The organism is Curtobacterium sp. PhB25, from assembly GCF_004365375.1.
In the GTDB taxonomy this organism is placed as follows: domain Bacteria; phylum Actinomycetota; class Actinomycetes; order Actinomycetales; family Microbacteriaceae; genus Curtobacterium.
On record NZ_SODR01000008.1, the window covers coordinates 97,544 to 118,037 of the forward strand.

General features: G+C 71.4%; 19 protein-coding genes and 1 tRNA gene. 5 read left to right on the forward strand and 15 right to left on the reverse strand.

Annotated elements, in window-relative coordinates:
* The first annotated feature begins 5 nt into the window (after nt 1-5).
* Nucleotides 6-674 carry a hypothetical protein gene (locus tag EDF51_RS15450; RefSeq protein ID WP_132099307.1) on the forward strand — a complete coding sequence of 223 codons (669 nt, stop codon included), beginning with the start codon at nt 6-8 and terminating at the stop codon, nt 672-674.
* A gap of 92 nt (nt 675-766) precedes the next feature.
* Here the strand turns inward: EDF51_RS15450 and EDF51_RS15455 are convergent, their stop codons facing one another.
* Nucleotides 767-1,498 carry a DUF3800 domain-containing protein gene (locus tag EDF51_RS15455; RefSeq protein WP_132099308.1) on the reverse strand — a complete coding sequence of 244 codons (732 nt, stop codon included), beginning with the start codon at nt 1,496-1,498 and terminating at the stop codon, nt 767-769.
* A gap of 74 nt (nt 1,499-1,572) precedes the next feature.
* The gene (locus tag EDF51_RS15460) at nt 1,573-1,782 is read right to left on the reverse strand and encodes a cold-shock protein (protein WP_017887662.1); all 210 of its coding nucleotides are present in this window, start codon (nt 1,780-1,782) and stop codon (nt 1,573-1,575) included.
* 281 nt (nt 1,783-2,063) lie between these two features.
* On the opposite strand from EDF51_RS15460, the gene EDF51_RS15465 reads away from it, so the two are divergent.
* Nucleotides 2,064-2,447, forward strand: a complete 384-nt coding sequence (locus EDF51_RS15465) for an SseB family protein (protein WP_132099309.1) — start codon at nt 2,064-2,066, stop codon at nt 2,445-2,447.
* 4 nt (nt 2,448-2,451) lie between these two features.
* On the opposite strand, the gene radA is transcribed toward EDF51_RS15465, so the two are convergent.
* Both radA and EDF51_RS15475 read right to left on the reverse strand, forming a co-directional pair.
* Nucleotides 2,452-3,813, reverse strand: coding sequence for a DNA repair protein RadA (gene radA, locus EDF51_RS15470; protein ID WP_185021261.1), 1,362 nt, complete (start codon nt 3,811-3,813; stop codon nt 2,452-2,454).
* Between the two features lie 10 nt (nt 3,814-3,823).
* Nucleotides 3,824-4,789: an SGNH/GDSL hydrolase family protein gene (locus EDF51_RS15475; RefSeq protein WP_133938706.1), complete on the reverse strand. Its 966-nt coding sequence runs from the start codon at nt 4,787-4,789 to the stop codon at nt 3,824-3,826.
* 143 nt (nt 4,790-4,932) lie between these two features.
* Here EDF51_RS15475 and EDF51_RS15480 point away from each other — a divergent pair.
* Nucleotides 4,933-5,022 (forward strand) — tRNA-Ser (locus EDF51_RS15480).
* Nucleotides 5,023-5,124: 102 nt separating this feature from the next.
* Here EDF51_RS15480 and EDF51_RS15485 read toward each other — a convergent pair.
* Genes EDF51_RS15485 through EDF51_RS15525 form a run of 9 tightly spaced genes read right to left on the reverse strand, consistent with a single transcriptional unit; the run spans nt 5,125 to nt 16,033 of the window.
* Entirely contained in the window at nt 5,125-5,544 is a 420-nt protein-coding gene (locus EDF51_RS15485) for a hypothetical protein (protein WP_131844908.1), read from the reverse strand.
* A 41-nt stretch (nt 5,545-5,585) separates the two neighbouring features.
* Nucleotides 5,586-5,999, reverse strand: a complete 414-nt coding sequence (locus tag EDF51_RS15490; protein ID WP_134195541.1) for a hypothetical protein — start codon at nt 5,997-5,999, stop codon at nt 5,586-5,588.
* A 56-nt stretch (nt 6,000-6,055) separates the two neighbouring features.
* Nucleotides 6,056-6,664 carry a biotin transporter BioY gene (locus EDF51_RS15495; protein ID WP_134195543.1) on the reverse strand — a complete coding sequence of 203 codons (609 nt, stop codon included), beginning with the start codon at nt 6,662-6,664 and terminating at the stop codon, nt 6,056-6,058.
* A 45-nt stretch (nt 6,665-6,709) separates the two neighbouring features.
* Nucleotides 6,710-7,402, reverse strand: coding sequence for a TetR/AcrR family transcriptional regulator (locus EDF51_RS15500; RefSeq protein ID WP_134195545.1), 693 nt, complete (start codon nt 7,400-7,402; stop codon nt 6,710-6,712).
* A 26-nt stretch (nt 7,403-7,428) separates the two neighbouring features.
* Complete coding sequence (gene atzF, locus EDF51_RS15505; RefSeq protein WP_134195547.1) at nt 7,429-9,165, reverse strand: allophanate hydrolase; 1,737 nt, start codon at nt 9,163-9,165, stop codon at nt 7,429-7,431.
* On the reverse strand, nt 9,162-12,851 hold the full coding sequence (gene uca / locus EDF51_RS15510) for an urea carboxylase (RefSeq protein WP_208321858.1): 3,690 nt from the start codon (nt 12,849-12,851) through the stop codon (nt 9,162-9,164). The genes atzF and uca overlap by 4 nt, the downstream gene beginning before the upstream one ends.
* The gene (locus tag EDF51_RS15515) at nt 12,848-13,552 is read right to left on the reverse strand and encodes an urea amidolyase associated protein UAAP2 (protein WP_134195549.1); all 705 of its coding nucleotides are present in this window, start codon (nt 13,550-13,552) and stop codon (nt 12,848-12,850) included. Before EDF51_RS15515 ends, uca begins: the two co-directional genes overlap by 4 nt.
* On the reverse strand, nt 13,552-14,391 hold the full coding sequence (locus tag EDF51_RS15520) for an urea amidolyase associated protein UAAP1 (protein ID WP_134195551.1): 840 nt from the start codon (nt 14,389-14,391) through the stop codon (nt 13,552-13,554). The genes EDF51_RS15515 and EDF51_RS15520 overlap by 1 nt, the downstream gene beginning before the upstream one ends.
* 13 nt (nt 14,392-14,404) lie before the next feature.
* A complete protein-coding gene (locus EDF51_RS15525) occupies nt 14,405-16,033 on the reverse strand; it encodes an amino acid permease (protein ID WP_134195553.1) in 1,629 nt (542 codons plus the stop codon).
* Between the two features lie 224 nt (nt 16,034-16,257).
* Between EDF51_RS15525 and EDF51_RS15530 the strand changes: the two genes are divergently transcribed.
* On the forward strand, nt 16,258-17,277 hold the full coding sequence (locus tag EDF51_RS15530; RefSeq protein WP_132099326.1) for a phosphotriesterase: 1,020 nt from the start codon (nt 16,258-16,260) through the stop codon (nt 17,275-17,277).
* A 46-nt stretch (nt 17,278-17,323) separates the two neighbouring features.
* On the forward strand, nt 17,324-18,778 hold the full coding sequence (locus EDF51_RS15535; protein ID WP_111086482.1) for an aldehyde dehydrogenase family protein: 1,455 nt from the start codon (nt 17,324-17,326) through the stop codon (nt 18,776-18,778).
* Here EDF51_RS15535 and EDF51_RS15540 read toward each other — a convergent pair.
* Both EDF51_RS15540 and EDF51_RS15545 read right to left on the reverse strand, forming a co-directional pair.
* Nucleotides 18,765-19,967, reverse strand: coding sequence for an MFS transporter (locus EDF51_RS15540; protein ID WP_159572869.1), 1,203 nt, complete (start codon nt 19,965-19,967; stop codon nt 18,765-18,767). The genes EDF51_RS15535 and EDF51_RS15540 overlap by 14 nt on opposite strands.
* Nucleotides 19,964-20,470, reverse strand: a complete 507-nt coding sequence (locus EDF51_RS15545; protein WP_131844897.1) for a RidA family protein — start codon at nt 20,468-20,470, stop codon at nt 19,964-19,966. The genes EDF51_RS15540 and EDF51_RS15545 overlap by 4 nt, the downstream gene beginning before the upstream one ends.
* Between the last annotated feature and the right edge of the window lie 24 nt (nt 20,471-20,494).

The window sequence follows — 20,494 nt, forward strand, 5'->3', positions numbered from 1 at the left end:
TGCGCATGTCGTCGTTGCGTCACCCCGTCGGGCCCGAGAAGCCGGTCGTGTACTGGCGCCGTCGTGCAGCCGTGCTCGGCGCACTCGTGATCATCGTCGTGGTGATCGTGCTCATCGTCGTCGGACGGGGGAGCGCGTCGACCCCGACGGCAGTCCCCACGTCCTCGCCGTCCGCTTCGGCTTCGGCTTCGGCCGGTGGTGCGTCGTCCGCTGCCCCGTCCCGTTCGGCGTCGGCATCTGCGTCGGCGTCTGGGTCGGGCGCTGCCGACGGGTCGACGTGCAGCAAGGACCAGGTCGTCCTGACGCCCGTGCTCGACAAGGAGGCGTACGGCCCCACCGAGGACCCGAAGATCGCCATGTCGATCAAGAACACCGGCACGAACTCGTGCCACCTCGACCTCGGGTCAGCGCAGCAGGTGCTGACGATCAGCTCCGGCGAGGAGCAGTACTGGTCGTCGAAGGACTGCCAGACCGGTGGCACGAACCAGGACGTCACGATCAAGTCCGGGCAGACTCTGACCACGCCCGCGATCGCTTGGGACCGCACCCGGTCGTCCACCACGACGTGCGATGCGTCCCGCCCGGCGGTCTCGGCCGACGGGGCCAGCTACCACCTGCAGGTCACGGTCGGGAACCTGAAGTCGAAGACCTCGGTGCAGTTCATCCTGCAGTAGCCCGGCGTCGCGTGGGCTGGTAGCCTCGATGCAAGTGGATTGGGAATGCCCGATCGGCGTCGAACCCCCGGAAACCCCGGGGGTTCTCGCTTTCACGGGTACACCTTCAGGCCCCAGCCCCTTACCGAACCAGACGGCGACTTCGGCATGCGCTCGAGGATCCGGTCCCACGCGCGGTTGGGCTGCTCGGGCTTGAGGAGATGTGTGCCGATCGGACGAGCGACGAGATCGGCGATCTGGAGCCCGGCGCTGTTCGTCTGCTTGCTCGCGATCTTGAAACGGAAGGTCTCGGCCATCCCGCGCATCTTCGTGGTGGTCATGATGCGGTCGAACTCGGCCTCCAGCTCCCGGTCCTCGGAGCGGCCCCGGCTCTCGAAGACCACGAACGTCTCGCACCGGGATGCTCCCCGATCCTGGAGCTGCAAGAAGACCCGTTCGAGCCCGAACTCGAGCGCGACGTGGTAGGGACTCGTGTCCTCCCCGACCCGGCGGACGAACTCGTGCTTCCGGATGGCGGATGCAACCACCCCGAAGCGCTCATCGAACACGGCGTCGACTCTTGCCATGAAGTCGCTGCGGACGGAGGCGTTCAGGAGGATGTCGAACGGCGGAGCTGACTGACGCATCTCCCGCTCGTGGAGGACGACCATGTCGTGGTTGAAGAAATCGAACTTGAGGCGTTGCACGAGCGGAACGATCCGGTCGACGTAGACGTCGACGGGGAAGATGCAGAACGCGAGCACGAACATCGGGTAGTCCGGATTGATGCGCGTGAGACTGTGATCTCCGCTTTCGTCGACGTAGACGATGTATCCACTGCGCACTGGTCCAACATATCAGTGGACAGTAAACGGCCCCGCCGTCCAGAGGACGACGGGGCCGTTCGAAGCTGATGTGATCAGCCGAGGACGGTGATGTTCTCCGCCTGCGGGCCCTTGCGGCCCTCGGTGATGTCGAACTCCACCTTCTGGTTCTCCTCCAGCGACTTGTAGCCGTTGCCGGCGATCGCGGAGAAGTGCGCGAAGACGTCAGCGCTTCCGTCGTCCGGGGCGATGAAGCCGAAGCCCTTTTCGTTGTTGAACCACTTGACGGTACCGGTAGATGCCATGATGGCGTTTCCTTAGCTTTCTTGCGTTCCGCCATGGTGCGATCGCACCTGCGGAGCCCCGACGTACGTCGACGGGGGTGATGCGCCACGCGGGCAGGTGCCGGCGGGACGGGTTCGGGGTCAGGCCTGATGGCCAGTGACCCTGGTAGTCCGAGTTGAGGGGCAAACCACCTCGCCCGAACGTTGAGCGCCGCCGAAGCGGTTCCACCAGGCTAGCGTGCTCAGGGCCGACTGGCTACCCGTGCGTCACTGAACGACGAAAATCTGGTGGAATTGCTCAGATGGCAGACAAGGAACAGCGCTTCCGGAGCGAACAGCTCGAGGAAGCCCTCGCGAAGCAGGACGTCGCTGCGGTGGCGTTCGCGCTGCGCAACGACATCGTGATCGTCCCCCGGCTCGTGACCGGCAAGAAGGAGATGCAGGTGCGGGTCTTCGGGCGCGAAGGCTCTGAACAGCGCATCCTGCTGCTGTTCTCGTCGGCGGACGCCTACACGGCGATGGTGCCGGACGAGAAGATCCGGCAGGTCATGGTCTACGACGGACCGCGGCTCGAGGAGTTCCTCGCCGCCCACCTGGACATGCTCGAGGGCGTGTTCTTCGACATCGCCGGGCCGAACACCATGCAGGCGACCCCGGGGGACCTGCTGGCCGCATTGCGCGCTTAAGCGATCAGAACGCGCGGTCGAGCTCGCGCTCGCGAGCTGACTGCGTCATCGAGAACGCCACACGCAGTGCTTCGCGCAGATGCCCGGAGTCGGCACCGAGGACTGTCGTGAAGCCGAGTCGGCTCGCCTCGTTCACCCGTTGCTTGGTCCCCGTGGCCGGACGGATCTCGCCCGCCAGGCTGATCTCGCCCACGGCCGCGAGCGTGTGCGGGTACGGACGGTCCCGTGCTGCACTCGCCAGGGCCAGTGCGATCGCCAGGTCGGCGCCGGGTTCGGTGAGCTTCATGCCGCCCACCGTCGAGACGTAGACGTCGGCATCGGAGAGCTTGAGGCCGGCTCGGCGTTCGAGCACCGCGAGCAGCATCGCCACGCGTGAGGCATCGACACCGTTCACGACCCGACGGGGCTGCGGCGCGGAGCTCGGCACGATGAGCGCCTGGACCTCCACCGGGAGCGCCCGACGCCCCTCGAGCGCCACGGTCACGCACGTGCCGGAGACCGGGGTCGCGTTCTTGGACATGAACAGGCCGCTGGGGTCCGGGACTTCGTGGATGCCGTCGCCGCCCATGTCGAAGCACCCGACCTCGTCTGTGGGGCCGAAGCGGTTCTTCAGTGCCCGGACGAAGCGGAGCGCGGTCTGCCGGTCGCCCTCGAAGTGGCAGACGACGTCGACCAGGTGCTCGAGCAGGCGCGGCCCGGCGATCGTGCCGTCCTTCGTGACGTGGCCGACGATCAGGACGGGGAGGGCGCGGTCCTTCGCGATGCGGATCAGGGTCGAGGCGACTTCGCGCACCTGGGAGGTGCCGCCCGCGATGCCGTCGATCGAGCTGGACGAGATGGTCTGGACGGAGTCGGCGATGAGCAGGTCCGGCTTGACCTGGTCGATCTGGCCGATGATGACGCCGAGGTCGACCTCGCTCGCCAGGTAGAGGTCGTCGTGCATCGCCCCGGTGCGCTCGGCCCGGAGCCGGACCTGGTCGACGGACTCTTCCGCACTGACGTAGAGGACGCGCTTGCCGGAAGCGGCCGCCCGTGAAGCGACCTCGAGCAGGAGCGTGGACTTGCCGACGCCGGGTTCGCCGGACAGCAGGACCGCGGCACCGGGGACGACCCCGCCGCCGAGCACGCGGTCGAACTCGCCGATGCCGGTCTGCCAGCGCTGCACCGTCGTGCCGCGGGCCTCGGTGATGGGGCGGGCCGCGCGGGCCCCGGTGACGGCGACGGCCGCCGTGCCCCGGGTGCTCGCCGAGACCGCCGAGGAGTCCTCGACCGTGCCCCAGGTCTGGCACTCGCCGCACCGGCCGACCCACTTGACACTGGTCCAGCCGCACTCGGTGCATCGGTAGAGGGACTGCGGGCGCGCCATGTCGTCGAGGCTAGGCCGTGCCGCCGACATCGCCGGAGCGGTGCACCGGCTCGTCGGGCAGTGCGATCGACCCCGTCATCCGGTTGCGGATCCGTTCGACGGGATTCGGTCGGTTGGCGTGGTCGAGTGCCTCGGCACCGTCGGTGTCCTGCTCGGCACGAGCGTTCGCGACCGCCCCGGCCTCACGCCCGAGGTTCTCGGCCTCACGCGCCGAGAGGTAGTGCCGGATCGCCGCGACCGTGTCGACCCGGGCGTCGACCGCCGGCTCGAACGCGCTCGCCCAGACCTCGTACCCCCGGTCGTTCGGGTGGAACAGGTCGCCGTAGCTGTTGAAGAACGTGCGACGGACCCCGACCCGCTTCGTGATCGTGTGCAGCGGCGCCACGGTCAGCCCGAACTCGGCGGCCACACGGTGCACGATCTCGTTCGCCACCGCCACCTTGCGCTCACGGTCCGGCACGAACATGCACGGCAGCTCGGCCACCACGGCGTGCGACGGCACCGCGCCGTAGATCGCCCGGATGTTCCGCTCGAACTTGTCCGGGTCGAAGTCCGCGATGTCGTTCGCCCCGATCGACACCGTGCAGATGTCGGGTGTGTACTGCCGGAGCTTCGGCAACTGGTCGCGCTTGGCGCCCCAGGTCGTCGAGCCCGAGACGCTCAGGTTCACGACCCGCACCGACTCGTGGGAACGGTGCCGGATCCGTCGCGCCAACAGGCCCACGTACCCGCGGGACGGCACCGTCGCGCCCACGCCCTGCGCCGCCGAGTCGCCGATCGCCACGTACAGGAGCTGCCCCTCGTGCTGCTGTCGCTCGTGCCACCAGTCGGCGTGGATCGGCAGCATGTCGACCACCCGTTGCGCAGCCGCCCGTTGGCCCTTGACGCCGGCCCGGGCCCCGACGGCGGCTGCCCCGAGGACACCGGCCCCACCGAGGACGGACGTCAGGAGTGCGATGAGCGTGCGGGTCTTCATGCCGTGGACGGTACGCCCGCAGGCCGAGTCGACGACGTGGGCGGCCTGTGGGTGTGGGAAGAGCCCTGGGGGTGACCGCCTGTGGAGGGCGAGCCGACGTCGGGTGGCGTGACGGGCCTCCCGGATCGTGTAAACTCTTTCCCGGTACCGTGTCCGAGCGGCCGAAGGATCATGTCTCGAAAACATGTGTGGGGGCAACTCCACCGTGGGTTCAAATCCCACCGGTACCGCCACTTCTCAGAAAACCCCCGGTCACGCGGGGGTTTTCTGCATTTCCAAGTGCAGCACCGATCGCCCTCGAGGGCGTGAGCGACCGGGGCGCTCTGCAGCCGGGTTCAGCGCCGCTTGCGGAGTGCGTTCGTCGCCCACAACGCGACGGCGATCAGCACGGGCTGGAACAGGAGCCGGACGAACCGCTTGGTGTCCGTGTCCAGGCCGAAGCCGTCACGGTGGTGCATCCACTGGGCGATGTTGCCCGGGAAGATCGCGGTGAAGAACACCGCTGCGACCCACCCGACGGTGGCCTGCCGACGCACCAGCAGCACGAGGGCGGCGCCGAGGGAGATCTCCGCGATGCCCGAGGCCAGGACCGTGACGTCCGGGTCCAGGGGGACGAACTCCGGCACCTGGGCCCGGAACTCCTGGCGTGCGACGGTGAGGTGGCTGATGCCGGCCCAGGTCATGGCGGCACCCAGCAGGATGCGGACGACGGTGCGGGGCTTGGTCGAGCGGGAAGTGCGGCGGCGGGAGGTCATCAGGGGCACGTGCCTTTCACAGGGGATGGTGGAGCGGTGCGTCAACCGACGCTGCGGATGCGACGCCGGCGGGTGAGCTCGAACACGACCAGTGCACCGGTCCCCACGAGGAGGCCGACGCGATGCGCGCGGGCCACTGCCGTCGCGCCGGAGACGGCCAGTACTGCGGCGGCGACGGTTCCGACGGTGACGGTGCGGTCCTCGAGGTCGATGCCGGTGCGCACTGCTCCGAGTGCGGTCGCTGCGGCAGCGGCTGCGACCGCTGTCGCCGACCGTCGTCGGCTTCGTGCGAGGGTTGCGCCGGCTGCGATCTCCAGCAAGGGCACCAGCACTGCGTGCGGGAGGCCGGGGACGAAACCGCGCTCCCGCATCCGGTGCGCCCGGACCGGCAGGGGTCGCGTCATCGACGTGCCTGCTCCGTGCAGGGCGAGGAGCGTACCGGCGGACCGGATCATCGGTTGAGCGCAATCATGTTGTGCACAACCTAACACGATGGCCCGCCGAGTGCGCCTCAGCGTCCCGCGTCCCGCGCAGCCACGCGTCGCCGGACCGCCGCCGTCCACCCGAGCGAGATGGCACCGGCACCGAGCAGCGCCTTCACCGCACCGCCGAGGACGAACGGGTACAGCCCGAACTCGAGCGTCTGCTGCAGGTTGAGCCCGAGCGACACCGCGAGCCAGACCATGCCGACCGCGAAGGTCACGACGGTGCCGAGCACGAAGGACAGCACCGAGTTCCGCAGCGGACGGTCGCCGAAGCGTTCGGCGATCCACCCGACGAGGGCTGCGGCGGCGACGAAGCCGACGATGTACCCGCCGGAGGGACTGACGAGCACGCCGACCCCGGCCGAGCCACCCGCGAAGACCGGCAGCCCGATGACTCCGAGCAGCGCGTAGACGAGCATCGACAGGGCACCGCGGCGCGCACCGAGGGCACTACCGACCAGCAGGACGGCGAGCGTCTGCCCGGTGATCGGGACGGGCCAGAGCGGGACGGACACCTGTGCGGCGCCGGCGGTGAGCAGCGCGCCACCGAGGACGAGCGCCGTGCTCACGACCGCGGTGCGGGGGAGCAGCGCATCGGCGAGCGGACGGTGTGCGGCGGGGGAGAGCGCGGTCATGGCAGAACCTCCAGGAGGGACGACGGAGACGAACGGAAGAGCTGGTCAGACGGTGACGGCGGCGAGCAGTGACTCGGCCTCGCGGCGGGCATCCGCCACGGCAGTGGTGTCGAGCCCGCACGCTCGCAGGCAGGTCGCGACGATGGCGTCGCGGTCGGCCTCCTCGACGCCGCCGACGCGGCGGAGCTGGATGACGGTCTCGGCGAGCTGGATGAGGATCCCACCGAGCCGTGACGGCGAGATCGCGACGGCGACGTCGGAGTCGGCGGCGAGCGACCCGAGGCGCCCGTAGGTGTCCCGCAGCTCGACCCGCTCGGCCCGGAACCCGTCGTAGCGCTCGCCCTGCACCTCGGGCAGCAGGTAGAGCGTGCCGATGTTGTGCGGGGTGCGGGCGAGGGTCTCCACGTCGATCAGGACGAGCGCGGCCAGGGCACCGGCGGCGGTGGCGGACGCCGGGACCCGCTGTTCGAGCTCGCGGACGATCTCGAGGCTCGGCCGGACCGAGGTCGTCAGGAGCTCGACGAGCATGTCGTCCTTGCCGGCGAAGTGGTAGTACAGCGAGGCCTGGCGGATGCCGACCCGCTCCGCGATGGCTCGGGTCGAGGTGGCGCTGATGCCGTTCTCGACGAACAGTGCGGCGGCGGCGTCGAGGATCTGGTCGCGGGGGCTGAGCGCCGAGTCGGCGTTCGGGACGGCCCGCGGACGGCCGGGGCGTACGGGCCGGTCGTCGGAGGACATGCCCCCATCCTGACAGCCGGGGTCCGTCACGCCTGCTCCCGGTACGCGCGCCACCCGCCGTGGTGGGTGATGTCCCGGGCGCCCTCGACGGCGAAGGGTTCGACCAGGAACCCGGTGACGTCGGTGCCGTCCTCGAGTGCCACGGTGCCGATGGCCATCGGCGCGGGCAGGGACGCCACGAAGGTGCCGAACCCGGCGGCGGGCAGCCGCCAGACCTCACCGGCGATGCTCGACCCCGACCCCGACCCCGACCCCGAAGCCGAGCCGGAGCCCGAGCCCGGCCCCGACCCGGGCGCGTCAGCGCCGGACGCGACCGGACCCACGCGGACCAGCCCGGGCTTTGGCGGCACCGTGTCGAGGGCGTACAGCCGGTAGTCGGACGCGGTGCGGACCTCCCGGACGAACGATCCGCCGGACGCGACCAGCTGGCCGTTCAGCGGCTGGTCACGGAGGTGCGCTCCGACGACCAGCAGGTCGACGGTGGGCGCGAGGAACGCGGCGCCGAGCGCCGCGAGCCGTCGGTCGGTGAACGCGGGACCGGTCAGCATGACCCCGAACGGCAGGCCGTCGACGAACCCGGCGGGGACGGCGAGCGAGGCCATGTCGAGCAGGTTGGCGAAGTTCGTGTACCGGCCCATCCGGCTGTTCGCGCCGATCGGATCGGCCGCGACCTCGTCGAGGGTGGGGTGCCACGTCGTGGTGGGCGTGAGGAGCGCTGTGGTGCCGGCGAGGGCGGCGCGTCCCGCGGCGCCGAGCACGTCGAGGCGTTCCTGGTCCGCGAAGAGGTCCGCTGCCGTGGGTCGGGCGCCACCCAGGACGATGGAGGCGACCGACGGGTCCAGGTCGTCGCCGACCAGGTCGCGGTGCGCCTCGACGTGCGCGCCGACGGCGGCGTACCGCTCGGCGACGAACGCGCCGTCGTAGAGCAGCGACGCTGCGTCGAGCAGGGGTGCGATGTCGACCTCGACCACCTGGTGGCCGAGTGCGCGGAAGCGCTCGACGGCGGCGGCGAAGGCCTCTGCCCAGCCCGGCGCGAGGCCCTCGAGCTGCGACGGCAGCGGGATCGCGATCCGCGGGACGGCGGGCACGTCGGCGAGGGCGACGTCGATGCGGGCGAGCGGGTCGGTGTCGTCCGGACCGGCCATCAGCTCCGCCGCCGTGCGGGCGAGGTCGAGTGATCGGGCGAAGACCGTGACGCAGTCCTGCGAGCGGCAGGCCGGCACGACACCGGTGTTCGGCACCAGGCCCTTGGTCGGCTTCACACCGACCAGGTTGCCGAGCGCCGCCGGCACGCGGCCGGAGCCCGCGGTGTCCGTGCCGAGTGCGAAGTCGACGATGCCGAGCGCGACGGCTGTGGCGGAGCCGCTCGACGAGCCGCCGGAGATCCGCGTCGGGTCCCACGCGTTCCGGACCGCGCCGAAGGGCGACCGGGTGCCGACCAGGCCGGTGGCGAACTGGTCGAGGTTCGTCTTGCCGACGACGACCGCGCCGGCGGCGCGCAGGCGGGCGACGGCGGTCGCGTCGGCGGCGGGTTCGTACGCGTAGGAGCGGGCGGCGGCGGTCGTGGGCAATCCGGCGACGTCGATGTTGTCCTTGACGGCGAACAGGAGGCCGGCGAGGGGGAGCGTCGGGTCGACGGCCTCGGCCTCCTGCAGGACCGCGGCGCGGTCGCGCAGGGTGATCCAGACCTCGGGCCGGTCGACGGCGTCGATGCGGTCGAAGGCGTCGCGGACGCGGTCCGCGGCGGCGCTCGCCGCGCTCACGCTCCCGCTCCGATCGCGGCCAGGACCTGCCCCGGTGCGACCTGGTCGCCCGGCTTGATGTAGACCTCCAACACGTGTCCCCGTACCGGTGCGTGCACCATCGACTCCATCTTCATCGCCTCCACTGCCAACAACTTCTGTCCTTCGTCCACCCGGTCGCCCGGCCGGACGTCCACCTGCCACACCGTCGAGGTGAAGGGCGCGGTCACGGCCGTCGCCCCGGCGGGCAGGACGACCTCGTCCGCCACGACGGCGGCCGGTTCGTCGCGCACGTCGAACTCGCCGGAGGCTCGCCACCGCTCCTTCTCCTCGCCGAACGCTCGCGCTTGCTGCGCCCGGAAGTCCGCGATCGAGCTCGCGTTCGCCTCGAGGAAGCGGTTGTACGAGGCGATCGAGAACTCGCCGTCGACGGTCTCGAACGAGCCCCGTCCGGCGTCGGTCTCGGCCCGCAGCTCGAGCAGCTCGTCCGCGCCGACCGGGTACCACTCGATCCGGTCGAAGAACCGCAGCGCCCACGGGTCCTCCTGGAACAGCCCGCCGCGGCGGAACCGGTTCCAGATCTGCACGGTGCGCCCGACGAACTGGTAGCCGCCCGGCCCCTCCATGCCGTAGATGCAGAGGTACGCACCGCCGATCCCGACGGAGTTCTCGGCGGTCCAGGTGCGGGCCGGGTTGTACTTCGTGGTGACCAGGCGGTGCCGGGGGTCGAGCGGCGTCGCGACCGGGGCGCCGAGGTAGACGTCGCCCAGGCCGAGCACGAGGTAGCTCGCGTCGAAGACGGTGCGGAAGACGTCGTCGACGCTCTCCAGACCGTTGATGCGCCGGATGAACTCGATGTTCCAGGGGGTCCACGGTGCGTCGCTCCGCACGCCGTTCATGTACCGCTCGATGGCGAGGCGTGTGGCGGGGTCGTCCCACGACAACGGGAGCTTGACGGTGCGCGACGGCACGACGAGCTGGTCGGTGGGCGGGATCTCGTCCTCGAGTTCGCGGAGGAGCCCGGCCACGTCACGGGCCTTCAGGACCGACGCGTCGGTGTGCACCTGCAGCGAGCGGATGCCCGGGGTGATGTCGAGGACGCCCTTCGGCGCCTCCTGCTGCAGCTTCGTCATGAGCGCGTGCACGCGCATGCGCAGCGCGATGTCGAGCGTCATGTCGCCGTACTCGACGAGCACGTTGTCGTCGCCGTCGCGTCGGTAGGCGACGCTCGGGCGGACGTCGGTCGCCTCCAGGCGGGTGATCACGCCGTCGTCGCCGTCGCCCCCGGTGCGGGGGACGGTCCGGGAGGCCCGGTTCGCCTCGAGCGCGGCGGCGTCGGCTTCGCGGACGGGGACGAACCGGACCGTGTCACCTGGTCGGAGTTGGCCCAGCTTCCACAGGTCGCCGCTGGCGACCACGGCGGGGCAGACGAAGCCGCCGAGCGAGGGCCCGTCCGGACCCAGGATGATCGGGGTGTCGCCGGTGAAGTCGATCGCACCGACCGCGTACGGGGTGTCGTGGATGTTCGAGGGGTGCAGACCGGCCTCGCCGCCGTCCGTCCGCGCCCACTCGGGTCGGGGCCCGATGAGCCGGATGCCGGTGCGCGCCGAGTTGTGGTGCACGCCGTAGTCGGTGGCGTAGAAGACGTCCAGGTCGGCGCGGGTGAAGAAGTCCGGGGCGGCGTGCGGCCCCTCGGTCACGGCGATCTCCCACGCGTCGGTGAGTGCCGTGCGGTGCTCGGCCGGGGTCGGACCGCCGACCAGGCCCAGGCGGGCGCCCCCGGGGAAGGCGGGGTGCGCCGCGTCGGAGTCCGGGGAGCCCGGCCGCAGGACGTCGCCGGCGAGCAGCGCGCGACCGGCATGGCCGCCGAAGCCACCGAGCGTGAACGTGGCGGTGGAGCCGAGGTACGTGGGGACGTCGAAGCCGCCGCGGACGGCCAGGTAGGTGCGCAAGCCGGGCCCGGGGGCCGTCCCGACCGCCAGGGTCTGTCCGGCGCCGACGTCGATCGGCTCCCAGAACGGGACGGGGTCGCCGTCGAGGGTCGCGGGCGCCTGTGCGCCGGTGAGCGCGACGACGGCGGCGGTCGAGAAGCGCAGCGTCGGACCCGTCGCCGTGATCTCGAGCGCGGGGGCGCCGTCGGGGTTGCCCACGGCGCGGTTCGCCTCGGCGAACGACGCGGCGTCGAACGGTCCGCTCGGCGGGACACCGACCTGCCAGTACCCGACCCGGCCGGGCAGGTCCTGGATCATCGTCATGGTGCCCGGGGCGATGACGTCGATGCGCGGGTCCGGGTCGTCGGTCTCGTCGAGCGTCGAGGTGGAGTGCGTGGCGGTGCGGAGCTCGAGGTCGTCGGTCAGTGCACGGAGCAGCCCGGTGTTCGTCACGATGCCGTCGATCCGCGTGGCGGCGAGGCCGTCGCGCAGCCGGTCGAGGGCGTCGTCGCGGGTCTCGCCGGTGGCGATGACCTTGGCGAGCATCGGATCGTAGAACGCCGAGACCTCGGAGCCGGTCTCGACCCAGCCGTCGACGCGGAGTCCGCTCGGGTCGTCGGACTCGGTGGTCGCGCTCGGGAACACCGCCTGGGTGACGAGGCCACTGGAGGGCAACGAACCCTTCGCCGGGTCCTCGGCGTAGACACGGGCCTCGACGGCGTGGCCGTTCGGGGTCCAGGTGCGGTCGAAGACGTCGTCGCCGATGCCGTCGGCGCCGTCACGGGCCAGGCGGAGCATGAGGTCGACGAGGTCGACTCCGAAGACCTCTTCGGTCACCGGGTGCTCGACCTGCAGGCGGGTGTTCACCTCGAGGAACGACGCCTCTTCGCGCACCGGGTCGTAGACGAACTCGACGGTGCCGGCGCTGCGGTACCCGACGCTCGCGGCCAGGCGACGGGCGGACTCGTGCAGCTCGCTGCGGACGTGCTCGGGCAGCGCGGGCGCCGGGGCCTCCTCGATGACCTTCTGGTTCCGACGCTGCAACGAGCAGTCCCGGTCGCCGATCACCGCGACGCGCCCCTGGCCGTCGCCGAAGAGCTGGACCTCGACGTGGCGGGCCGGTCGCACCAGGCGTTCGAGGAAGATGCCGGCGGACCCGAAGGCCGCGGTGGCCGTGCGGGTGACGCTCGTGTACGCCGCGCGGACCTCGTCGAGGGTCGCGCACGCCTGCATGCCGATGCCGCCGCCGCCACCGGTGGCCTTGAGCATCACCGGCAGTCCGATGCGCTCGGCCTCGGTCACGGCGTCGTCGACGCTCTCGAGCAGGCCGGTGCCGGCGAGCATCGGGACCCCGGCTGCGGCGGCGAGCTCGCGCGCGGTGTGCTTCGCGCCGAAGCGGACGATCTGGTCGGCGGTCGGCCCGACGAACCGGATGCCGGCGTCCTCGCAGGCGCGGGCGAAGTCCGTGTTCTCCGACAGGAACCCGTAGCCGGGGTGGACCAAGCCGGCGCCGGTGTCCTTCGCTGCCTGCACCACGGCGTCGATGCGCAGGTAGGAGTCGCGGGCGGGCGCCGGGCCGAGGCGGACGGCGACGTCGGCTTCGCGGACGTGCGGAGCGGCCCGGTCGGCGTCCGAGTAGACGGCGACGGTCCGCATGCCGAGGGCCTTCGCGGACCGGATCACCCGGCGGGCGATCTCGCCGCGGTTGGCGACGAGGACGGTGTTCTGGTTCAGGGTCACGGTGTCGGTCCCGGTGGGGTCGGGCGCGGCGGTCACGGCTGGACCACGATCATGCGCAGTGGGGTGCAGGAGAAGTCGTTGCACGGGTTGTTCATCTGGGGGCAGTTCGACACGATGACGAGCACGTCGCGTTCTGCCCGGACGGCGACGCGCTTGCCCGGTGCGCTCATGCCGTCGACGATCCCGAGGGCGCCGTCGGCCTCGACCGGGACGTTCATGAACCAGTTGAGGTTCGAGACGATGTCGCGGGCACCGAGGCCGTGCCGGCCGGCCTCCGCCAGGAAGTTCTCGCGGCAGCCGTGCTGGTACTGGGTGTGGTGGCCGTACCGCAGGGTGTTGGACTCCTTCGAGCACGCGCCGCCGATGGTGTCCTGCCGGTCGATCTCGTTCGCGACGACCGTCATGAGCGGGTGCCCCTCGTTCGACATCAGCACGGTGCCGGTGCGGACGTAGGCGTTGCCCTGCGCGGCGAGCGTGTCCGGCACGCTGTAGCGCTCGTCGGGGTCGTGCGCGTCGTAGACCAGGCAGTCGGCGCTCTGGTTGCCGCCGACGTCGACGATGGTGAGCACCTGGCCGGCGCGGACGACGGCGGACCAGGGCGCGAGCGGCTCGACCCGGTCGTCGCGGACGACTTCGCCGGGGACGAGGGACTCGCTCCAGTCGAGGGCGACGTCGGGGGCGTGGACGGCGCCGACCGGGACGGTGGAGGTGCGGGTGTGCGTCGTCGTGTCGGGCATCAGAGGCCTCGTGCTTCCGCGTAGTCGATCGCGTTCAGGTAGGCGCGGGTGAGTTCGGGCGTCGCCGTGAACCGCTCGTCCGCGTCGGTCGTCGGTGCCCCACGCCAGGCGTGCACCCGGAGCGGGCCGACGGCGTACTCCGGCCGGGGGTCGATCGGGTGCGCGACGTTCGCGACGAGCACGAGCAGCGGCAGCTCGACGACGAGGGTGACGTGGTGCCCGGCACCGGCCGAACCGGTGAAGGTCATCGCCCCCTCGTCGTCGATCCGGACGCCCTGGAAGAACGAGACGCTCGGCGGCAGGTCACGCCTCGTCAGCCCGTGCTTGGCGGCGGCCTTCGCGAAGAGCGACCGGCCGCTCGGTGTCGGACCCTCGGGCGCCGCGCCACCGTACTTCGTCTCGTTCCAGGCGTCGGTGGAGGTTCCGCAGAAGGCGTCGTGGTGCCCGGACGTGTCCTCGGCCACCGTCGCCAGGGCCCGGCCGTCGCCGCTGAGCATTGGCGTGCCGGCACCGAGGTAGGCCTGCCACGGGATCTTCTGGGTGTCGGCGACGTTCAACCGCTCCCACGGTTCGAGGGCGTTGAACACCAGCACGTTGGCGCACGCCTCGCCCGTCGGGTCGTCGAACCGCAGCCGCGAGCCCCTGGCCAGGACCTTGTGCGTGTACCCGCCCGGTGCGACGGTCTCGGCCCACACCAGCTGCGCGGGGTCGACGCCCTCGGGGACGAACGGGGACGTCGACGCCGGCAGGTACGGCATGTACTCGGACTGCGTCCCGGCCTGCGCGCGCGCATCGGAACGCGAGGCGAGCACGCTGTCGGTCTGGTGGAGGTCGCGCATGGGGTTCCTTCGGTCAGGCTTCGACGGTCGCGGTCGCGGAGGCGGGTGCCTGGACGGCGGGGACCGAGGCGGTGGACGGGACCTCGGCGAGGGTGATCGGTCCGTGCGCACGGTGCCGCCGGGCCGACCACACCCAACCCACGAGCAGGACGGCGCCGATGAACAGCAGTGCGCTGTACTGCAGCCACCACGAGTTCCCGGTCAGGTCGTAGATCTCCGGGCGCGGCCAGATGAGGTTGACCGCCATGCCGATCTGGAAGGCGACGGCGAGGGCGTTGAGCGGGATGCCCCACCGGCCGAGTGTGAAGAGCGGCTTGCCGTCCTCGTCCACGCCGGCGGGGAAGCCGGACCGTCGGAGCCGGATGCGTTGGACCAGCAGGGGGCCGGTGACGCCGAGGTAGGCCAGGTAGAGCATCGCGATGCACAGGCTGGACAGGGCGGTGAAGATCGCGGACTGACCGATGTTGACGGCGAGTGCGAGGCCGGCACCGACACCGACGACGATCGACGCGGCGATCGGGGTCCCGGTCCGGGGTGAGACCCGAGCGAGCGTCCGGTGGAAGGGCAGGGCCTTCTCGCGGGCCATCGAGTAGACCATGCGCGCACCGGCGGTCTGCACGGCGAGGGTGCAGGCGAACACGGCGACCGCGACGGTGCAGAGGAGCAGTCGGCCGAAGACGTCGCCGAGCGTCGAGGTGATCACCCACGCGAGTCCCTGCGTCGCCAGCTTGCCGTCGGTCAGGCTCGGGGCGGCGACCAGGGCACCGATGATGAGCAGCCCGCCGCCGAGGCCGGAGACGGTGAGCGCGCGGACGATCGTCTTCGGGGTGGTCCGGCGGGGGTTGTGCGTCTCCTCGGCGAGCTCACCGGCGGAGTCGAAGCCGACCATCACGTAGGCAGCCATCAGGGACGATGCCAGGAACGCCCAGACGTAGGGTTCGGTGCTCGTCGAGCCGGCGGTCGTGAACACCACCGCAGGGCTGCGGTGCGGCAGCAGGAAGAGCGCGCCGATGAGCACGACGACGCCGATGATCTCGATCAGCACGCCGAAGCTCGTGACCCGCGCCATCAGCCGGACGCTCGTGATGTTCACCAGGGTCGTCACGACGAGCATCACGATGCCGAGCACCACCGCGTTCGCAGCACCGGTCGACGAGGCGAGGGAGGGGTCGGCTCCGGGGCCGCCGACGACCTGGAACCCGTTCCAGATCGCAGGGAGCACGGCCTGCACCGCGATGGCTGCGACGGCCACGGTGAGGATCTGCCCGATGATCATCGTCCACCCGGTGAACCACCCGAAGCGCGCGCCCGCCAGACGACTGGACCACTGGAAGATCGCGCCCGAGATCGGCCACCGGGCGGCGAGCTGCGCGAAGTTCAGAGCGACGAGCAGCTGGCCGCCGAAGACGAGCGGCCAGGCCCAGAAGAACGCGGCACCGCCGAGTCCGAACCCGAGGCCGAACAGCTGGAAGACGGTGGTCAGGATCGAGACGAACGAGAACCCGGCCGCGAACGACGAGAACGAGCCGACCCCGCGGTGGAGTTCCTGCTCGTAGCCGAGTCGGGCGGAGCCCTGGGGGTCGACGGGGTCGACGCTGGACGTGGCGCGCGGTGCGTGGAGCGGTGACTCTGGAGAGCGCATGGCTGCAGACCTTTCGCGGAGTACCTGTCGGGCGACAGGTAGTGCGACCAGTGTCGTGCGGACCCGTGTCGCCGTCGTTGCCCGGCTGTTTCGGGCACGTGACGGAAGGGGACCGCGTGTAAACGTTCGGAGTCGAGCGAGGAGCTCGGCGACACGTGTGGACAAGAGGGATCCAAACCGATGTAGATTGGATCCGTCAAGTCCGCCACCGCGAAAGGCACGTCGTGATCCAGACCGTCCTCGGCCCCGTCGAGTCGTCCGGGATCGGTGCGGTGTCGATGCACGAGCACCTGCTGACCGACGCGAGCGCCCTGCAGCGGCCCGGTGTCGAAGCGCTGGAACCGAGCCTCGCGGTCACCGCGGACCTGGCTGCCGCCCTGCGGTGGAGCCAGCTCGCACTCGCGGACAACCTGCGCCTCGACGACGTCGACCTGCTCGCCGACGAACTCCGCACCGCGCGGAACAGCGGCCTCGGGCTGGCCGTCGACCTGAGCTCCCTCGGCTTCGGCCCCGACCACGCCCGGCTGCCCGAGCTGTCACGGGCGAGCGGCGTCGGGATCGTCGCCGGATACGGGGCCTACCTGCCACGACTGCTGCCCGAGTGGTACCTCGACCTGGACACCGACGGGCGACAGGGGCTCTTCGAACGGGCACTGACGGACTCGGTACCCGGCACCACGTACCGCGCCGGGCTGCTCGGCCTGATGGGGACGACGACTGCGTTCGCGACCGCCGACGGACTCGAGGAACGCCGCAGTCTCACGGCGGCTGCACGAGCGGCGGCGACCACCGGCGCGGCCGTCGTCGTCCGGCTGGCCGCCGACGCCCGGAACGGCCTCGAGGTGCTCGCGCACGTCGTGGCCGAGGGGGTCGACCCGAGCCGGGTCGTGTTCTCGACCGTCGACGAGTTCCTCGACCTGCCCTACCTGCGCGACCTCGGCCAGGCAGGAGCCGTGCTCGAACTCTGCTTCGGCAACGAGGGCTCGCACGTCGGTCGCATCCGCAACGCCAGCGATCCGCAACGGCTCGACGCCTTCCTGGCCCTGCGCGAGAGCGCCCCCGACACCCGCTGGGTCTTCGGTCACGCCACCTGGACGAAGGGCCAGCTCCGTCGGTACGGCGGACACGGCCTCGACCACCTGACCGCCCGGGTCGTCCCCGGCCTCCGCGCACTCGGCGTACCCGACGAGGTCCTCACCCGGATCACGGTCGACGAGCCCGCTCGACTGCTCGACCGTTCCTGACCGAGCACCCCGACCCACCGCACCCACGTCCCACGGAGGAACCGTCATGAGAGACACGCTCGCACCCCTGGCCCCGCTCGAGCCGTTCCTCGTCGACGGCACCTGGACCGCACCCGACGGCGCCGAACTCCTCGACGTGCTCGACCCCGCCACCGAGGTGCTGCTCACCCGGGTGCCGCAGGCCGGTCCCGCCGACGTCGACGCCGCCGTGGCCGCCGCGCGCCGGGCACACGAGGACCGCCGGTGGAGCGGGATGAGCCCGCACGACCGCAGCCGCATCCTGAACCGCGTCGCGGACCTGATCGAGGAGCGGCTCGAGGAACTCGCCGTGCTCGAGACCCGCGACAACGGCAAGCCGATCGAGCGCTCCCGCGCCGACACCGCGACCTCGGCCCGGGTGTTCCGCTACTACGCCGGCGCTCCCTCGCGCCTGACCGGCACGGTCGTCCCCGTCGACGGCGGAGCGCACCACGTGTACACGACCCTCGAACCGGTCGGCGTCGCGGCGCTCATCCTGCCCTGGAACTTCCCGATCATGACCGGCGCGTTCAAGCTCGCACCGGCGCTCGCCGCGGGCTGCACGGTGGTCGTCAAGCCGGCCGAGCAGACCCCGCTCACGATGCTCCGGGTCGCCGCGATCTGCGAGGAAGCCGGTGTGCCCGCCGGCGTCGTCAACGTCCTGACCGGTGACGGCCGGGTCGGTGCCGCCCTCACCGCGCACCCCGGTGTCGACAAGGTCTCGTTCACCGGCAGCACCGAGGTCGGCCGCAAGGTGATGACCGCCGCGAGTGCGGACTTCAAGCGCCTGACCCTCGAGCTCGGCGGCAAGAGCCCGAACATCGTGTTCGAGGACGCCGACCTCGACGCCGTCGTGCTCACCGCGATGCGTGCGTCGTTCGGGCACTCCGGCCAGATGTGCACCGCGGGCAGCCGCCTGCTCGTGCAGCGGTCGGTCCTCGACGAGGTCACCGAGCGCCTGGTCGCCGCCGTCCGGAAGGTCCCCGTCGGCGACGGACTCGACGGCGGGATCACCGTCGGACCGCTCGTGTCCGAGGAGCAGCGGCAGCAGGTGCTCGGGTACATCGAGCAGGGCAAGGCCGAGGGTGCGACGGTCGCGGTCGGCGGCGGCGTGCCCGAGCGCCCGGGCTACTACGTCGAGCCGACGCTCTTCACCGGCGTCTCGAACACGATGACCATCGCGCGCGAGGAGATCTTCGGGCCCGTCGTCGGCGTCATCCCCTTCGACGACGAGGACGAGGCGATCGCCATCGCGAACGACCAGACGTACGGCCTCGCCGCCGGGGTGTGGACCCGTGACCTGTCCCGCGCCCACCGGATGGGCCAGCGGCTGCACGCCGGCACCGTGTGGGTGAACACCTACAACCTCTTCGACCCGGCACTGTCCTTCGGCGGGGTCGGCGAGTCCGGCCTCGGCCGCGACCTCGGCGAAGAGGCCCTGCGCGCGTTCTGCGAGTCGAAGAGCGTCGTCATCGCGCTCTGAGGTCGCGACCGGTGCCGCCGCCGTCGTGCCTGCCGAGTGCGGGCACCGCGGCGAGCTGCAAGGCGGCGAGGACGACGAGCGCCCACCCGGAACCGACCGCCGACACCAGGACCCCGCCCACGAGTGAGCCGACGGCGTAGCCCGCGCTGGTGACGGCCGAGAAGACGCCGACGCCGGTGGCCCGGGTGCGGTCGTCGAGCGTCCGGGTGCTCAGGATCGTGAGCGTCGGGAACAGCGGCGAGTACCCGGCACCGACCAGGACGGCACCGGCGGCCGCGGTCGGGAAGTCGTGTGCGACCGCGAGGACGACCAGCCCTGCGGCGAGGACGACCAGGGCTCCTCGTGCGGTGCGGACGGGCCCGATCCGGTCCGGCAGTCCGCCGAGGAGCAGTCGCACCCCGACGACGCTCGCTGCGAAGACCGTGAAGACGTTCGCGGCCCCGGTCAGTCCCTGCGCGCCGACGCCCTGCCCGACCAGGTGCTGGATGAGGAACGCGATCATGAAGCCCTCGGCCGCCCAGGCCACGAGTCCCGCCGCGCCCGGTCGTACGACGGCCCGCAGCACCGCCGCGAGACCCGCACCGGCCGGTCGCGCCGGGCTGCGGTGCACCGGAGCCGATCCGCCCCGCGTGAGCAGTGCCACTCCGAGCCCGGCGAGCTGGATGCCGATCGCGACGACCCACACGGTGCGGTGTCCGGCCGACTGGTACAGGTTCTCGCCGACCACGGGCCCCAGGGCGAGACCGATCCAGACGGCGAGCCCGAACAGGCCGAGTGCGCGGCTCCGCTGGGTCACCGGCACCTCGGCGACGACCCAGGCAGTGAGGGCGGTGGCGGTGGCCGCGTTGCCGGCGCCGAAGACGAGCCGGCTGACCGCGAGGCTCGGGACGCTCAGCGCGACGAGCACGATGCCGAGTCCGGCTGCCGCCAGCAACCCGGCACCGAGGAGGACACGTCGTGGACCGAGCCGGTCGCTCAGGATGCCGGCGAGTGGCATCGCGCCGATCGCCACGAACCCCGCGAGCGACACGAGCAGCCCACCGACGGCGGGGTCGGCGCCGAGCTGGTCCGTCGCCACCCGTGGCACCACCGGGGTGCTCGCACCGTTGACGACGTAGCCGGCGGTCGACGCCACGACGAGGAGCCAGAACGCGGTCCCCCGCGTGCCGGTCTCGGCGAGCGGTCTCACTCCCCGGCTCGGCGGGGGCGGCACTCCAGGCTGAGCCAGAGCTCGAAGCAGGCGCTCCGTGACAGGGCGGTCGCACCGATCGACGCGCGGCCCATCCGGCCGACGTCCGGTCCGAAGACGTCGAACAGCAGGTCGCTGGCCGCGTTCGACACCTGGTTGAGCTGCTCGAACCCGGGCGGGCAGAGGACGAAGCACAGCCCGCGGGACAGCGCAGTGACCTCGTCGAGCGAGCCGAGGGCGTAGCGGATCATGCCGAGGGCGTTGACCGCGGTGTAGCGGGCCGCTTCACGAGCCTGCTCGAGGGTGATGTCGACCCCGACCGACCCCGGGTGCAGCATCGTGCCGTCCCGTGACTCCGGGGTCATGCCGCTCAGCTCCAGCAGGTCGCCGGTGCGGTGGAACGCGCGGAGCGAGCTGCCGTACCGGCCACCGTAGGGCGGGTTCGCGTAGTCCGGGATGACGAGTCCGAGTTCCTGCGCGCGGGCTTCAGCGGAGTGCTCCATGGGACAACAGTATCCGGCGGTGGC

What these genes read in the sequence shown, in the direction of transcription:
- EDF51_RS15450 (WP_132099307.1), top strand. Translation starts at nt 6, where the DNA reads ATGTCGTCGTTGCGTCACCCCGTCGGGCCCGAGAAGCCGGTCGTGTAC.
- EDF51_RS15460 (WP_017887662.1), bottom strand. Translation starts at nt 1,782, where the DNA reads ATGGCATCTACCGGTACCGTCAAGTGGTTCAACAACGAAAAGGGCTTC.
- EDF51_RS15465 (WP_132099309.1), top strand. Translation starts at nt 2,064, where the DNA reads ATGGCAGACAAGGAACAGCGCTTCCGGAGCGAACAGCTCGAGGAAGCC.
- radA (WP_185021261.1), bottom strand. Translation starts at nt 3,813, where the DNA reads ATGGCGCGCCCGCAGTCCCTCTACCGATGCACCGAGTGCGGCTGGACC.
- EDF51_RS15475 (WP_133938706.1), bottom strand. Translation starts at nt 4,789, where the DNA reads ATGAAGACCCGCACGCTCATCGCACTCCTGACGTCCGTCCTCGGTGGG.
- EDF51_RS15485 (WP_131844908.1), bottom strand. Translation starts at nt 5,544, where the DNA reads ATGACCTCCCGCCGCCGCACTTCCCGCTCGACCAAGCCCCGCACCGTC.
- EDF51_RS15490 (WP_134195541.1), bottom strand. Translation starts at nt 5,999, where the DNA reads ATGATCCGGTCCGCCGGTACGCTCCTCGCCCTGCACGGAGCAGGCACG.
- EDF51_RS15495 (WP_134195543.1), bottom strand. Translation starts at nt 6,664, where the DNA reads ATGACCGCGCTCTCCCCCGCCGCACACCGTCCGCTCGCCGATGCGCTG.
- EDF51_RS15500 (WP_134195545.1), bottom strand. Translation starts at nt 7,402, where the DNA reads ATGTCCTCCGACGACCGGCCCGTACGCCCCGGCCGTCCGCGGGCCGTC.
- EDF51_RS15515 (WP_134195549.1), bottom strand. Translation starts at nt 13,552, where the DNA reads ATGCCCGACACGACGACGCACACCCGCACCTCCACCGTCCCGGTCGGC.
- EDF51_RS15520 (WP_134195551.1), bottom strand. Translation starts at nt 14,391, where the DNA reads ATGCGCGACCTCCACCAGACCGACAGCGTGCTCGCCTCGCGTTCCGAT.
- EDF51_RS15525 (WP_134195553.1), bottom strand. Translation starts at nt 16,033, where the DNA reads ATGCGCTCTCCAGAGTCACCGCTCCACGCACCGCGCGCCACGTCCAGC.
- EDF51_RS15535 (WP_111086482.1), top strand. Translation starts at nt 17,324, where the DNA reads ATGAGAGACACGCTCGCACCCCTGGCCCCGCTCGAGCCGTTCCTCGTC.
- EDF51_RS15545 (WP_131844897.1), bottom strand. Translation starts at nt 20,470, where the DNA reads ATGGAGCACTCCGCTGAAGCCCGCGCGCAGGAACTCGGACTCGTCATC.